At 35.1% G+C, this 15,379-nt stretch carries 12 protein-coding genes, 1 pseudogene and 1 other annotated feature; of the genes and pseudogenes, 5 read left to right on the top strand and 8 right to left on the bottom strand.

The window, feature by feature from the left end; genetic code table 11:
• Positions 1 to 230 precede the first annotated feature (230 nt).
• Positions 231 to 647, top strand: a complete 417-nt coding sequence (locus V7183_RS15830; RefSeq protein WP_335360130.1) for a DUF1259 domain-containing protein — start codon at positions 231 to 233, stop codon at positions 645 to 647.
• Between the two features lie 180 nt (positions 648 to 827).
• Positions 828 to 1,364 (top strand): peptide-methionine (S)-S-oxide reductase MsrA, encoded by a 537-nt coding sequence (gene msrA, locus V7183_RS15835; protein WP_335360131.1) that lies wholly within the window; start codon positions 828 to 830, stop codon positions 1,362 to 1,364.
• Positions 1,365 to 1,439: 75 nt separating this feature from the next.
• Here the strand turns inward: msrA and speB are convergent, their stop codons facing one another.
• The 4 genes from speB to V7183_RS15855 form a co-directional block, all read right to left on the bottom strand.
• Complete coding sequence (gene speB / locus V7183_RS15840) at positions 1,440 to 2,384, bottom strand: agmatinase (protein ID WP_335360132.1); 945 nt, start codon at positions 2,382 to 2,384, stop codon at positions 1,440 to 1,442.
• Positions 2,385 to 2,595: 211 nt separating this feature from the next.
• Positions 2,596 to 3,234 (bottom strand): FusB/FusC family EF-G-binding protein, encoded by a 639-nt coding sequence (locus tag V7183_RS15845; RefSeq protein WP_335360133.1) that lies wholly within the window; start codon positions 3,232 to 3,234, stop codon positions 2,596 to 2,598.
• 143 nt (positions 3,235 to 3,377) lie between these two features.
• Entirely contained in the window at positions 3,378 to 3,641 is a 264-nt protein-coding gene (locus V7183_RS15850) for a CD3324 family protein (protein WP_097896370.1), read from the bottom strand.
• Between the two features lie 443 nt (positions 3,642 to 4,084).
• Positions 4,085 to 5,422, bottom strand: a complete 1,338-nt coding sequence (locus V7183_RS15855; protein WP_335360134.1) for a sodium-dependent transporter — start codon at positions 5,420 to 5,422, stop codon at positions 4,085 to 4,087.
• A 283-nt stretch (positions 5,423 to 5,705) separates the two neighbouring features.
• Positions 5,706 to 5,929 (bottom strand) — a binding site (T-box leader).
• Between the two features lie 227 nt (positions 5,930 to 6,156).
• On the opposite strand from V7183_RS15855, the gene V7183_RS15860 reads away from it, so the two are divergent.
• A complete protein-coding gene (locus tag V7183_RS15860; protein ID WP_097896366.1) occupies positions 6,157 to 7,791 on the top strand; it encodes a putative polysaccharide biosynthesis protein in 1,635 nt (544 codons plus the stop codon).
• 157 nt (positions 7,792 to 7,948) lie between these two features.
• Here V7183_RS15860 and V7183_RS15865 read toward each other — a convergent pair whose 3' ends face one another.
• Positions 7,949 to 9,157: an MFS transporter gene (locus V7183_RS15865; protein WP_097896365.1), complete on the bottom strand. Its 1,209-nt coding sequence runs from the start codon at positions 9,155 to 9,157 to the stop codon at positions 7,949 to 7,951.
• A 227-nt stretch (positions 9,158 to 9,384) separates the two neighbouring features.
• Here V7183_RS15865 and V7183_RS15870 point away from each other — a divergent pair.
• A pseudogene (locus V7183_RS15870) lies at positions 9,385 to 9,513 on the top strand (ABC transporter substrate-binding protein); the annotation flags it as partial.
• Positions 9,514 to 9,565: 52 nt separating this feature from the next.
• Here V7183_RS15870 and V7183_RS15875 read toward each other — a convergent pair.
• The 3 genes from V7183_RS15875 to V7183_RS15885 all read right to left on the bottom strand — a co-directional run bounded on the left by V7183_RS15875 (position 9,566) and on the right by V7183_RS15885 (position 14,039).
• Positions 9,566 to 11,128 (bottom strand): Vga family ABC-F type ribosomal protection protein, encoded by a 1,563-nt coding sequence (locus V7183_RS15875; protein WP_097896363.1) that lies wholly within the window; start codon positions 11,126 to 11,128, stop codon positions 9,566 to 9,568.
• Positions 11,129 to 11,458: 330 nt separating this feature from the next.
• Positions 11,459 to 12,718: a GTPase HflX gene (hflX, locus tag V7183_RS15880; RefSeq protein WP_335360135.1), complete on the bottom strand. Its 1,260-nt coding sequence runs from the start codon at positions 12,716 to 12,718 to the stop codon at positions 11,459 to 11,461.
• Positions 12,719 to 13,229: 511 nt separating this feature from the next.
• Complete coding sequence (locus tag V7183_RS15885) at positions 13,230 to 14,039, bottom strand: polyphosphate kinase 2 family protein (RefSeq protein ID WP_335360136.1); 810 nt, start codon at positions 14,037 to 14,039, stop codon at positions 13,230 to 13,232.
• Between the two features lie 311 nt (positions 14,040 to 14,350).
• On the opposite strand from V7183_RS15885, the gene V7183_RS15890 reads away from it, so the two are divergent.
• Complete coding sequence (locus V7183_RS15890) at positions 14,351 to 15,334, top strand: ketoacyl-ACP synthase III (RefSeq protein WP_097896358.1); 984 nt, start codon at positions 14,351 to 14,353, stop codon at positions 15,332 to 15,334.
• Positions 15,335 to 15,379: the final 45 nt, after the last annotated feature.

Raw genomic sequence — 15,379 nt, forward strand, 5'->3', positions numbered from 1 at the left:
AAAGTGTATTTAATTTTATTAGTCCTATTTAGAAGGTGTTAGAGCAAGGAAGCATAAATAATCCTAAGGGTTGATTTGTACATATGAGTCAATAACGTCTCTTTGAAGCTCGAAAAAGTTTAAACAATTTGCATGAGCTTATCACATGGACTATACGAGAATATAAGATAAATCCTTTTTATCTTATAACTCTAAATACATCATTTTGTACGATAAAGGGGAGTAGATCCATGCATGACTTAAATATTCTTTGCGGACACTTTGCTACAATTCTTAAAGGAAAAAGTAAAATAAATCAAAATGGTTGTTCGGTATCTTTACGTCGCAATTTTAATGTGCTTGTTCAAGGAAAGCTGAGTGGCTATGTAATACCTGTAGCAGTAAGTTTTGAGTCTTTGGATCAAAGTGGAAATGCTTTAAATTTAGGAGAAATTGCTATTTTGCAAGAAGAAATCCCTTCATTTATGCGTTCAATTGTACAACAGGGAATTATTGTTAGTGCTTTACACAACCATTGGTTATACACGAGTCCATTAATCATGTACATTCATCTCCAATCAGTGGAGCCCCCATTACATTTTGCTAAAAAATTAGCAAATTCTTTTTCAGCTTTAAGTAGTTATCCAGTTGCTGACACCGAGAGTTAATGTTAGACGAATCATGTGTATTTACTTTTACCAATAATGTGCAATTACACCAAAACAATTATTAAAATAAGATCCATTTTAGCACAACAGAAAACATATATTTTCAAATCTTTTTTATTGCGTAACAAAACAATTTGTATAATACTAGATAAAACATATCCATTTAGGAGGATTATAGTAATGGCAGAAAAAACATATGAACTTGCAACCTTTGCTGGTGGCTGCTTTTGGTGCATGGTAAAACCATTTGATGAACTTCCTGGTATTCAAAAGGTGGTTTCAGGCTATGCTGGTGGTCATATCGAAAATCCAACATACGAACAAGTAAAATCTGGAACATCTGGACACTTAGAAGTCGTTCAAATTACATTCGATCCTTCTGTTTTCCCTTATCAAAAATTATTAGATTTATATTGGCCGCAAATTGATCCAACTGATGATGGCGGGCAATTTTTTGACCGTGGTCCGTCCTATCGTACTGCAATTTTTTATCATAATGAAACACAAAAAGAACTAGCTGAACACTCGAAGCAAGCGCTAGCAGAAAGCGGCATGTTTAAAGACCCAATTGTAACAGAAATTCGTTCAGCTGCTCCTTTTTATGAAGCGGAAGAATATCATCAACATTTCTACAAAAAAAATCCAGAGAAATATGCCAGGGAACGTAAAGAGTCTGGTCGTGAAGACTTTATCAAAGAGAATTGGCAGAAAAAATAATAAATGGACGTTTTTTAAGACCGATGAAAAGTTGTTTCATCGGTCTTTTTATATTTCAATATACTAATTGTTCTCTTACTTATTCACTTCATTTTTCATCTGTAAAGCAATTAAGCTAGCAAAATCATGCACAAGCGTCGCTGCTAAAAGAGAAGTAATTTGGGCCTGATCATATGGCGGCAATACTTCTACTAAGTCGAAACCAATATAGTTAAATCCACTTAATGAACGCACCATATTTAGTGTCTCGCGACTGTTAAATCCTCCCACTTCTAACGTACCTGTATCAGGTGCGCAAGATGGATCTACAAAATCAATATCAAACGTTAAGAAACATGGTGTATCGCCAATCGTTGCTCGCATTTGCTCGAGAACGCTTTCAAAACCACGATCACATAATTCAGCTGTTGTAATGACGTTATACCCTAAATCATTACTAGCTTCTATATCACCAGGATGATTTAATGTTCCCCGGATACCAATTTGGAATACTTTTTCAGGTTGTAGTAATCCTTCTTCATGTGCACGAATAAATGGGGAACCATGCCAATATTTCTCTTCATAATATGTATCCCATGTGTCTGTGTGGGAGTCGAAGTGAATCATTGCGACAGGTCCATGAACTTTCGCTGCTGCACGAAGACTTGCCAATGTAACTGAATGATCCCCTCCAAGACCTATCGGGATAATTCCTTGTTGCATTAATCCAAAAACAGTTTCTTCAATTAGATCATAGCTACGATGAATATTGTGCGGAATCACAGACACATCACCAATATCAATTGCATTTGTATCATCAAACGGATAAACATGGTGGATCGGATGATATGGGAACAAAGTCATAGATGCTTGACGAATTGCTTGCGGAGCAAAACGCGCACCAACGCGAAAAGAAGCAGCCGTATCAAACGGCATTCCTAGAATTGCAATCTTTGCTTGCTCATTACTTGATGGTAATCTCATAAATGAACCCGTCGTACAAAACTCAGGTTTTACATCTGGCGTTAGTGGATATTTCATACGTCATTTCCCCTTTATCAGCATAATTTTCATATTCAAAAAACTTTCCTGAATCTTTTTTATTAAAATGCAAAAATCATACCATATAAAAAATGATCCTTTCCCTACTGTTCATCTTTTTTCATCTATGCAAACTTGAATAACCCATGCCTTACAGCATAAAAAGGGTGATAAAAGCTCACCCTTTTCTATACTTATTTTTTACTATAAGTTATTTTCTCAATCTCTCAATAAAATCATATAACTTATCCAGTGAAGTCATATTCTGATTACATGCTACACTATCTTGGCAAATATAGTTTCCTTTTTTAACAAAAGTACCTGGTACATCTCCTTTTATTTCGACTAGAAACATACCTACTTCTTCATGACCATGGCACAATGCACAAATGCCTTTTTTGTTTATACTTTGGAATGTGCCTTGTAAACCAACAAACTTATTTTTATTCTTTGCTATAATAAATTTTCTGCTTGTGCCTTTATCAATCCAGCCTAGATAAGACATCTCTTTCATATTTATTCCTTCCGTTTCAGGAAGCTTCAATTTTTTAGCTTTAGGAAATAATTTTTTTAACGTTTGCGGCGTAACTTCCTGAAACGGAATGACATATGGATTTAACTTGAATAAAAACGCTTCTGCGTTCTCTCTATTTTCAACCGTCAAAATCGTATCTATTAATTTTTTTTGTTCATCAGTAAGATTTTCAAAAACATGTAACACTTTTTCTATCGCAAGAGACTTTAAAGCAGCAATAACGCCTCTATCATTTGCTGTTGCATGTCCATTCACTAGAATATGAGCTTGTGATTTTATAAAATTATATTGATCACTTCTAATAAAAGCTTCCATTTTTATCACTCCATACCAAATTGTTGATCTCTTCTCATTGTATACAATGTACTTACTTTATAAAATGTCGAAAACAATTACTAAACAAACTATACACAAAAAGCACTGATTATTTCTTATCGAATAATCAGTGCTTTGCATTATTATTTTGAATACACGATTTTTTTTATCGTTTCTGTAGAAAGAAAGTATTCCTCTGCTAATTGATGAATTGAAGTTCCATTTTTAAAAGCATGTTTAATATCTCTATTCCGCGCGTCAAGTTGCTTTCTTCCTCCAGATTGTGTACCCCATTTATAATGTGCATTTTCCTGTTTTGGAATATAGATCGTTTCCCCTTGCACATACTTTTGAATTTCTATAATTAATTTTTCAGGTAAAACAGTCGCTGCTTTTACGTATTTCATTTCTGCTCGCCCCTTATTTTTTATGGTTCATTTCAATAAGGTGCAAAGCCAAATATAAAAGAAATGATACGAGCTCATTTTGGCGATTGTATATTACTTGTCTACCTCACGCAAAGTATCGCCGTTTCCATACTTGGCTTTGCATGAGACGCTGCAGTGTCTGGCAACTGTATTGTAATTGCCATATCAACACCTCCCAATATACCGTTTGCTTCTTATTATATGACAACTTTTTCTTTCTTGCATCCTAATGCTCTTTAACAAGAAACAATTCATTGATTTTGATAAAATACATACAAATTGAAACTAAAGATAATGTGAGGTCGCTTCATGATGAAAAGAATCCTTACATCAATTACAATACACGAATTGCAGAAAAGATAATTCTAAAACAAAAAAGGCTCCAGCATACGCTATAAACGATATGTTAGAGCCTTTTTGTTTTAAATAACTCCAATTACATTTAAAAATACAATAACAATCGCAATTGGTGCTATATAGCGAAGTAAGAATAACCATAATACAAATAATTTATATCCTTTGCTTTTACTTACTCCCAGTTCTTTCATTAATACATCTTTCTTCATCTTCAGTGGAACGAAGATCGCAACTAGTAATACACCAAGCGGCATAAGAACGTTACTTACTGTAAAGTCTGCTAAATCAAAAACTGTTTTCCCAAAGAGCTTCACATCGCTTAATACACCATATGATAGCGCTGATGGAATCCCAACAACAAAGATTAACAGCCCAACAATCAATGCCATTTTTTCGCGCTTTCCTTTACCTTTTGTTGTTAAAGAAGCAACGCTAATTTCAAGCATAGAGATTGCTGATGTTACAGTCGCAAAGAAGAATAGTAATAAGAAAACAATAAAGAATAATTTTCCGAATGCCATTTTACTAAAAATAGCTGGTAATACAATAAATAGTAGTCCTGGTCCTTGAGACGGCTCCATGCCAAACGCAAATACAACCGGAAAAATCGCCAGTCCAGCAAGCAATGTAATAACAAGTGTTAAACCAACAATTGAAAATGCTGAACGTGGTAAACTTTCTTCTTTCGGTAAGTACGAGCTGTACGTCACCATTACTGCTACACCGACAGATAACGAGAAGAACGATTGTCCCATCGCATATAAAATAACTTCAGACGTTACATGTGAGAAATCAGGCTGTAAGAAGAAGCGTACCCCTTCTCCCGCTCCATCTAATGTAAGAGCACGAACAATTAATACAAAGAATAAAACAAATAGTGCTGGCATAAAGTATTTATTTACTTTTTCAACACCGTTTTGTACACCTTTACTTACAATAAAAATAGTAATAAGAATAAATAATAGCTGTGCTCCGACTGCTAAATATGGATTGGAAATGATTTCACCAAATGTTGCTTCGTACGCACCATTCCCTTCCCATAGTCTACCTGTAATTGCATTCCATAAATATAATAAAATCCAACCTCCCACAACACTGTAGAAAGAAAGTAATATGAAACATGTTACAATCCCTAACTTACCAACCCACGGCCATAATGTATGAGGAGCGATATCTCTATACGCATCAACAGCCTCTTTTTGTGTGCTTCTTCCTATCACAAATTCTGCTAATAATAAAGGTAAACCAATCAGTAAAGTAAAACCGATGAAAATAAGGAAGAACGCACCGCCTCCTCCAATACCAGCCATGTATGGAAACTTCCAAATTGCGCCAAGACCAATTGCTGAACCTGCTGCAGCTAAAACGAAGCCTAATTTCGATGTCCATTGCTGTGAATTCATTTTTCTATCTCCTCTCTTTTTTTATTTTTTCTTTTTATTACATTTCAACCTTACTCGTATTGTTCTATCCACCTCCTTTCGAAAATAAAAAATCGCCCCTACAAAATCGTAGGGACGATAAAAATATCGCGGTACCACCCTAGTTGTGAAGAATACTAAGAAACCAACGAAATACAAATAGTCCCTACAGAAAACGTAGGGACGACAAAATATCGCGGTACCACCCTAGTTATGAAGCTACAACGAGAATAATCCCAAAATAAAAAACGCCCCTACGTAAAAACGTAGGGACGATATATATCGCGGTACCACCCTAGTTGTGAAAAAATTCTTCACCACTTTATTTGATAACGGCATACACTACCGTCTTTCATTTCCTCACAATGTAAGATTTATGAAAGATGCTCCAGGACGAACTTCATGAATAACCTATATACTGATTCACACCAACCATCAGCTCTCTGAGATAGGGAGATTTTCACTACTTTACCCTTTCATTGCTCAAATATTATTTTTTAAATTAATTACTACCATTTTTATCACACATTAAAAATAGTGTCAATTATTTTTTGAATTTTCATGTATTATATCTCTAGTTTTCGCCACTAAAATTCAAAATATGACTTTTCTATGAATAGTATTACATTACTTATGGTTTATACTTTATTAAATACACCGACAGGTTTATAGTAGTATAGGATGATTGTAATGCAGCACGAGTAGGAGGAAAAACGTTGTCTACTTCAAAAGTTTTAAAAGGGACTGCTTTACTAAGCGGTGCCACAATGATTTCGCGTATTTTAGGTTTTATATACTTTTTCCCTTTTCAATTATTAGTTGGGGAACAAGGGGTTGCTTTATATGCGTATGCATATTCTTGGTATGGTATCTTACTTAGCTTTTCAACGGCTGGTATTCCAATTGCCGTATCTAAATTTGTTGCGAAATATAATGCATTAGGTGACTACAGCACAAGTAAAAAACTGTATAACTCCAGTGTAAAACTAATGATGATCATGGGGTTCGCTGGATTTTTAATTTTATTTATCGGGGCACCTTACGTATCACAATTTATTATTCGGTCGAAAACACCTGATCCACAATTTATCGCTGACGTCACACTGACAATGCGAGCATTAAGCTTCGCGCTCATCATTGTACCGGCGATGAGTGTCACACGTGGATACTTCCAAGGTTTCCAACATATGAAACCAAGTGCTGTTTCTCAAGTTGTGGAACAAATTGCCCGTGTTGTTTTCATTTTAGTTGGTAGTTTTATCGTTTCAAAGTTACTAGGTGGTTCTGTAGCTTCTTCCGTTGCAGTCGCTACATTTGGCGCTGTCATTGGAGCGATTGCCAGCGTTTCGATTTTAATCATGTATTGGAAGAAGTATGATCATTTAAAGCCACCTGAAGGTGAACTGAAGTCAAGGTCATCAAATATTCCTTTAAAAAATCTCTATATGGAATTACTTCGTTACGCGATTCCAATTGTATTTGTAGGGATTGCCATTCCACTGTATACATTAGTGGATCAATATACAGTTGCAGATGCACTAAGGGCAATTGGAACACCACTTGAAACTGCGAATGCGATTTTCGCTTATATAACGAACTATGCTCAAAAATTAATTATGATTCCTGCTTCACTCGCAACTGGATTTTCACTTACCATTATTCCAGCGATAACAAAATCATTTACAAGCGGGAAACTAGAAGAATTACAAGAACAAATCACAAAGATTTTCCAAGTGCTACTATTCTTTACAATACCTGCTGCATTCGGGCTTGCTAGCATCGCGTATGATGCATTCCGCATGGTATATATGAGTCCTGATACAGCTTTAGGTGGATCGCAATATTTAATTTCTTATGCGCCATCAGCAGTACTAAGTGCAATTTTCACTGTTTCAGCAGCTATCCTACAAGGTATTGATTATCAACGAAAAACAATGATCGCCTTCTCAGTTGGTATTCTCGTAAAAATCGTTGTAAACACACCACTTCTACACTTATTAGGCGGACATGGTGCAGTGCTTGGAACAATTCTTGGATATCTTGTTTCTGATATCATTATGTTATATTGCATCGTTAAATTTGCGAAATTTAAAATTGCAGAAACAGCTAAAACAGTATTTCTTATTACAATTTACTCCGCAGCAATGTCTGCTGTCGTAATAGGATTAAAAGCGATGATAGGATGGTTAATTCCTGGACAACCTTATATCGAATCCTTACTCATCGTTATCATATGCGGTGCAGTTGGAGGTTTTGTCTACCTTATTTTCGTATTAACAAGCGGACTTGCGTCACATATTATTGGTGATCGTATTAACCGTTTACCTGTACTAAAAAAGTTCGTAAATTAACATAAAAAAGGTGTAGCTTACAAATAGCTACACCTTTTTCTAGTCTAAAAAAATTATTCAAACAATCCCATACTTAAATAACGTTCTCCTGAGGTGCAATACATAACACTTTCTTACCAGTATCTAATCGTTTGGCTATCATAGTACATTCCCTATTCTATAGTGGTTTTCGATCGCTTGGCAGTAACCATGACGTAAGTCCAATTAATGGTAAACAACTACACAATACCATAATAAATTGCAAACTATAAACATCTGCTAATTTCCCAAGAACAACAGCACCTAATGCTCCCAGACCAAATGCAAGACCAACAATTAAACCTGATACCATTCCAACTTTTCCTGGGACAAGTTCTTGTGCATACACAACAATAACACTAAAACTACTAGAACTAATAAAACCGATACAGATAAATAACGGTACGACCCACGTAAGAGAAACATGTGGTAATAAAAGCGCAAGTGGTGCAGAGCCAAGCATTGAAAATACGATAATATTTTTCTTACCAAATCGGTCTGCTAACGGTCCACCAAAGAATGTTCCAAGTACTCCAGCAATCATAAAGGCAAATACGAAGTACTGTGCATTTTTAATAGACAAACCGTAATGTTCAATTAAATAAAACTGATAGAAATTCCCAATACCAGCTCCATACCAAGAACGTACAAAGGTCAAGAACACAAGAAGGACAATTACAAATTTAATATGCGTACTAACAATCGCATTTTCAGCCTCAAGTGCAGCTCTTTTCTTTCTGCGCACAGCGCCATTGATTAATTCATTTTTGTACCAGCTTGAAACGAAAATTAACAATGCAATACCAACTGCCGCAAATCCTGTGAAACCAAGTGCTCCTATTTGACCAAGCGGAACAAAAATTAGCGCTGTAAAAATTGGTGCAAGGGAGTTCCCTGTATTTCCTCCTACTTGGTAAATAGACTGCGCTAAACCACGCTTTGCACCTGCTGCCATATAAGCAACACGTGCTCCTTCAGGATGAAAGACCGCTGATCCTAATCCAATAAATAAAACAGAAATAATAACAATAATAAAGTTTGGTGCAAACGCAAGTCCAATCATCCCAAGCATACTAGAAAACATACCGAGCGGTAATAAAAATGGTGATGGTTTCTTATCTGAATACATTCCAAATACCGGCTGCATAATCGATGACGTCATATTTAATGCAAACGCAATCCATCCTACCTGCATATAAGACAAATTCATCGTTTTTTCCAAAATAGGAAACAGAGCCGGTACAACAGCTTGCATGGAATCATTTAAAAAATGACCGAAACTAATCGCAAATAAAATACGATAAATCGTAGGTGAGGCTACTGTATTTTCTTTTGAAACTGCCTGCATATTTCACTCTCTCCTTTCCTAAAAACAGAAAATACAACTTATTAAAAGTACACTTACTTTAATAATTTCTGATTTTTGAAATATTCCCTATTCTATAATGGTTTTATCTCTTTTTCCAGTAACACAACTTCGATTTTGTACAAATTATTTAACCCATTATATTCATATAATAATTATCAACTTTAATTATAGCGATTTTCTTTTTCTTCTTTTATACTTAGACAGAAATGAAGAGAAAGCATAACAACTATGAAGAAAAGACAAAAGGAATTGTTGCACTCTCACTCACATTATCAGTATTCTTATCTGCATGTGGGCAAAAACAAGAGACAACATCTAGCTTAGAAAAGAAAAAAGTACATCACTCCATTAATCGTAATGTACTTTTTATTTTCTAATAAAATTTAATTATAATTCTCTTTTTTCTTTTAAAAGTTTTTGAAATTCTATTTCTAATTCTTCAGACGGTTCGATACTTAAGCGACTTAGCACTTCCGATATTTTTGTTTCAAGTAAAAGAAGCTTATCTTCTTTCATATCTCGCGTCTTTTCCACTTGATTGAGTTTATATTGCTGATACGTTCCATCAAATAACTTAATCTCTTGATCATGAATTGCTAAAATTCGTGTAGCAATATTTTCAATAAACCGGCGATCATGTGAGACAAAAATTACACTTCCTTCATACTCTTTTAGAAGAGACTCTAATGCTTCAACAGCGTCCATATCGAGAAAGTTCGTCGGTTCATCTAACACTAAAGTATTAATATCACTTAAAAATAACTTTGTCAGTGCTACTTTCACTCGTTCCCCGCCACTTAAAACCCCTACAGGCTTATAAACATCATCTCTGAAAAAATGCATTCTCGCAAGAACCGTTCGAATCAGTGTTTCATCCTGTTTTGAAGAGGACTGGACATTTTCGATAATTGATTTCTCCGTATCTAATATGTTTAAGTTTTGACTAAAATAGCCGATTTTCACAGCTGGTGAAAACTTAATACCATATTCTTGGTTCATGATTTTTTTTACAAATGTCGTTTTCCCACTCCCATTTGAACCGATAATTGCTAATTTATCACCGCCTCGAATGTGAAAACTTGTTTTGCTCCAAAGCACACGTTCCCCAACTTTACCTGTTACACCATCTACACGAAGAATAATCCGGTTTTTAAACGTTTCTGCATTCGGCAAATTCATCTTAATTGGTGAGAGCTCTTTTACTTTTTCTACCTTTTCAAGCTTTTCTAATCTCGTTTCAATGGCTGTTGCTGTTTTTTGTAGCTTCTTTTGCTTTTTGGCAAAGTATGGCTTTGCTCCTGTAATTCTCGCTTCGGATTTACTTACCTTTTTTGGTGTCTTTGTTGCTCTTTCAGCTTTTTTCTCTTTTAATTTTAATGCTTCTTCTAGCTGCTTTTTCTTTTTTTCATATATTTCATAAGCTAATTGTTCCTGTTGCCTCTCTACTTCTTTTTGTTTTACATAATCGCTATAGTTACCTGTATACTCTTTTATTTCCCCTTCATTCAACTCCCATATGGTCGTACAAAGAGTATCTAAAAATGCCCGGTCATGTGAAATAACAATAAATGCCCCCTGCCACTTCCTTAGTTTCTTCTCCAACCATTCGATATGCTCTGTATCAAGATTTGTTGTCGGTTCGTCTGCTAGTAAAAGTTCCGGGTCTTTCACAAGAGCTTTTTGAATATATTCTTGCGTCACTTCACCACCACTTTTTGTTGTATCTGTTCGTTTAAGTTGCGGTAAAAGTTCACACCTAGTATGTTGAATCACTTTCCCTTCTTCTGGGGAAATCTTTTCAGCTAAAATTTGAAGTAACGTCGTTTTCCCACTTCCATTTCTACCAACTAATCCAATTCGAGCATTTTTATGGATTTGCAATTGATCCACATCTAGTAATAAACGATCCTGTACATAGTACTTTATATGATTGGCTTCTAATAAAAACATAGTAACATCTCCTTTTATCAAATGTTGGAGACAAAAAAATGCCCCCTATATCCATTCAGAATAGGAGGCATAAATCATATATAGGTGTACACCAAAAGAGACTATCCCTTTTAGATCCAACTATAAAAAGCCAATCCTATTCTGAAAAACACAAATTGAAGGCATCACAAATAACAGCGTGATCATCTGTTAAAAATAACCTTCAATTGTTTGCTTTCGTAAATAGGATTAGTACTTCATGTAATTGGGTCACCCTTCCGTTCTTTTCATTTCATTCATGCTATTTTTAGTATAACTAAAAATTCCAAATAAAATCAATGTCTTTTCATTTCAAATGACAAAACGCTTATACTTCTCAAAATCACTCGTCTTACATTCAAGTGAAATTTTCGTACCTTCATTTTCATAACTTGTAGATACAACATGTGCATGATCATTGAAATAAGAAACAACTTGCCCTTGATCATAAGGAATTAACATCTCACACTTTGTATACTCTTTGTAAATGTGTGAACGAATCATTTCTACAAGTTCTTCTATCCCAACGTGTTGCTTTGCAGATAGGTACACACGATTATCCTGAACTTTCGGGATTTCAACATCCATCATATCTGATTTGTTATACGCATAAATCGTCGGGATATTTTCAACACCAATTTGTTTTAGTGTTTGATTTGTAATCTCAATCAATTGTTCATAATTTGGATTTGCATAATCCACAACATGAATGAGTAAATCTGCCTCAGCCACTTCTTCTAATGTAGAACGGAATGCTTTCACAAGATGGTGCGGTAATTTACTTACAAAACCAACTGTATCTGTTAATAAGAATGATTTATTATCAGGAAGCTGAATATTTCGCACCGATGTTTCTAGTGTCGCAAATAACATATCTTTTTCAAATACTTGTTTTTCTACGGATCCGTTAAAGATCTCAAGCATCGCATTCATCATTGTTGACTTACCCGCATTTGTATACCCTACTAATGAAACAACCGGAATTTCATTTTTCTTACGCTGTTTACGCTGCGTTTGGCGCTGCGCAACAAGGGCTTCTAATTCTTTATTTAACACTGCAATTTGCTCTTCAATCTTACGACGATCTAGCTCTAATTTCTTCTCACCGACACCTTTATTTTTCGTACCAACACCGCCGCTCTGTCTCCCTAACGATTCACGAAGACCGATTAAACGTGGCATCATATATTGTAAATGTGCTACTTCAACTTGCAACTGCGCTTCTTTCGTCTTAGCACGCTGCGCGAAAATATCTAGAATTAAAATGGTACGATCAATGACTTTACAATCTAAGTCAGCTTCCAAATTTCGGATTTGCGAAGGTGATAACTCATCATTAAAAATAACCATATTCGCATCTGCTTCCTTCACAAAAGCGGAAACTTCGTCAATTTTCCCTGTTCCAATATAATGTGATGGATTTACGCGATGTAAATTTTGAGTAACTTGCCCTAGAACTTCCACATCACATGCTTCCGCAAGATTTGCTAACTCCTCCATCGAATATTCAAAATCACTTTCATTATTTAAATTAACACCAACTAATATCGCTTTTTGTACTAGTTCTTCCATATATTTATTCCTCCATTTCGATTACGTAAAATAAAAAACACAGGTCACTGCCTGTGTTTTTCGTAAACGGATGAGAGTACACCAAAGAAATAGGAGAAAGCGACGCTTCCGTCCTATTACAAGGTCAATAAGTCCCCAATGGTATACGTATCAAACAAGTATACACCTATACCATCTCATTCTATTTATAAAGGCAAAACAAAAAGAGGGCGTATTCGTCCCTCCCTCTTTTCACATATAAGTTCAATAAAGGGTTCCTTTAAAATAGGCAGACCAATCCCGTTTACTCTGTACACAGACAGAGCCTTTGAGCGCTATTCAATTATCAGCACAAAGTATTGAGACGTAATCTGATTAAGATCAAAGGAGACCCCTCCGTTCATTAAAAGTTACATAAATTTTAGCATAATTATGTAGTTTTCACAACAACAACCTTCACTTTTGGGCATAAAGAAAATCATTATTTTTCTAGCGTATTCTTCATTTTTTGCACATACATCTTATTATAAATTTAACGCCCCACATCGTGCACGTGTTCGATCTCTTCTTGCATTTCTTCTTTCATTTCATGATAGTATGCTGGCAGTTCTATTTCATGTTCTAAGAAATAGTCCTCAATTAATGAAATTACCACTTTCAATGTTTTCACACGCGCATATAATTTATCGTTACTAGCAATAATATTCCATCTTGCATTTGGTTTATCTGTTTCTTCAAACATTTCTTCCATTGCCCGGGCATATTCATCCCACTTTTCACGATTGCGCCAATCTTCATCTGTAATTTTCCATCTCTTAAGAGGATTTTTCTCCCGATCTTTAAATCGTGCTAACTGTTCATCTTTACTAATATGATAGAAAAATTTTGCTACTATGTAATGATCATCTGTTAATAGTTTTTCAAAATCATTGATTTCATCGTATGCTCTAGTCCACTCTTCTTTTGTAGCGAAACCTTCTACACGTTCAACCAATACACGCCCGTACCAAGAGCGATCGAAAATAGTGATTTGACCATATTGTGGAATTTTCCGCCAGAACCTTTGCATATAATGATAACGTTTTTCATGGGGAGCAGGTGCACCAATTGGATTTACTTGAAATCCACGCGGATCAAGATGCTCGGTAATTCGTTTAATTGCTCCTCCCTTTCCTGCTGCATCCCAACCTTCCATAGCCATAATAACGGCTATTTTTTCTTTTTTTAAAATCTGCTGTAGTGCCAATAAGCGCCTTTGATATTTTTCAAGCTTCTTATTGTACTTGGATTTTGATTCAATTCTTTTCGTTAAATCTATTTGAGCAAGACGATCTTTTTTCATGTAAATAATCCCCCTTTTTACCTAATTAACACTATTTTAACATAATTTTCAGTATTTTACGCATATATCTTTCTATAAAAAATACCAATATACATATTACAACAAAGAAAATCTGTATTTTCTCTATTCATTATTTTTTGCGCATACGTCTTATTAGAAACATACTCAAAACAATTATAAGTAAAGATGCCCCTATACTAGAAACCATAACCACGCTATTTATGTTTGAACGATGAAATTACAGACTATTGACATTTTTATAACCTAGTACTAATATCAAGTTATAAATCCAAAAGACGGGAGATGTTGGAATGAACTCCACAGCTCGTATTACAGCAATTGGAACTTATGTTCCAGAACAAAAGTTGTCAAATGATGATTTAGAAAAACTGGTTGATACTAGCGATGAATGGATTGTACAAAGAACGGGAATGAAGGAAAGAAGAATTGCCGGTGAACAAGAATTCGCATCACATTTAGCTTTCAAAGCCATTAAAAATTTAACTGACACATATAAGAAAACTTTAGAAGACGTTGATTGTATCATCGTATCCACAACTACTCCTGACTATGTGTTTCCAAGTGTAGCATGTCAAATCCAAAATCATTTTCACATTCCTCATACACTTGCTTTTGATTTAAACGCTACCTGCGCTGGCTTTACTTATGGATTACATGTGGCTAATAATTTAATTACTGCCGGATCTCATCATAAAGTTTTAGTCGTAGCTACAGAAACATTATCAAAAGTAACTGACTATACAGACCGCACCACCTGCATTTTATTTGGTGACGGAGCTGGAGCCTTTTTATTGGAAAGAGATGAGGAAAAACCAAGTTTTATCGCTTCTCACATGGGAACAAACGGGGAAGGCGGTATCCATCTATATAGAACAAACCTTTCTACTATCATGGATGAAAAGCCTCTACAAACAAACGGAAAAATGGTACAAAACGGAAGAGAAGTTTATAAATGGGCTGTGCGTACTGTACCACTAGGTATGAAAAACTTATTGCATGCAGCAAACCTACAAATGGATGATATAAATTGGTTTGTACCACACAGTGCTAATTTACGAATGATTGAATCTATATGTGATAAATCCGGATTTACATTAGATAAAACATTAACTAGTGTGGAATTCATGGGAAATACCTCGTCTGTTTCTATTCCATTAGCCTTAGATTTAGCTAGAAAAAAAGGAAAATTAAACAATGGCGATACGATTTTGCTATATGGATTTGGCGGAGGACTTACACATTTAGGACTGATTATAAAGTGGGATTTACATTAGGAACCTTAAAATATACAGCTAAAAAATACAGGAGGTTGCCCAAAA

The sequence above is a fragment of the Bacillus sp. JJ1127 genome (genome assembly GCF_036965845.1).
Lineage (GTDB): Bacteria > Bacillota > Bacilli > Bacillales > Bacillaceae_G > Bacillus_A.

Coding starts and splice junctions, on each gene's coding strand:
- V7183_RS15830 (WP_335360130.1), top strand. CDS start 231: ATGCATGACTTAAATATTCTTTGCGGACACTTTGCTACAATTCTTAAA.
- msrA (WP_335360131.1), top strand. CDS start 828: ATGGCAGAAAAAACATATGAACTTGCAACCTTTGCTGGTGGCTGCTTT.
- speB (WP_335360132.1), bottom strand. CDS start 2,384: ATGAAATATCCACTAACGCCAGATGTAAAACCTGAGTTTTGTACGACG.
- V7183_RS15845 (WP_335360133.1), bottom strand. CDS start 3,234: ATGGAAGCTTTTATTAGAAGTGATCAATATAATTTTATAAAATCACAA.
- V7183_RS15850 (WP_097896370.1), bottom strand. CDS start 3,641: ATGAAATACGTAAAAGCAGCGACTGTTTTACCTGAAAAATTAATTATA.
- V7183_RS15855 (WP_335360134.1), bottom strand. CDS start 5,422: ATGAATTCACAGCAATGGACATCGAAATTAGGCTTCGTTTTAGCTGCA.
- V7183_RS15865 (WP_097896365.1), bottom strand. CDS start 9,157: ATGCAGGCAGTTTCAAAAGAAAATACAGTAGCCTCACCTACGATTTAT.
- V7183_RS15875 (WP_097896363.1), bottom strand. CDS start 11,128: ATGTTTTTATTAGAAGCCAATCATATAAAGTACTATGTACAGGATCGT.
- hflX (WP_335360135.1), bottom strand. CDS start 12,718: ATGGAAGAACTAGTACAAAAAGCGATATTAGTTGGTGTTAATTTAAAT.
- V7183_RS15885 (WP_335360136.1), bottom strand. CDS start 14,039: ATGAAAAAAGATCGTCTTGCTCAAATAGATTTAACGAAAAGAATTGAA.
- V7183_RS15890 (WP_097896358.1), top strand. CDS start 14,351: ATGAACTCCACAGCTCGTATTACAGCAATTGGAACTTATGTTCCAGAA.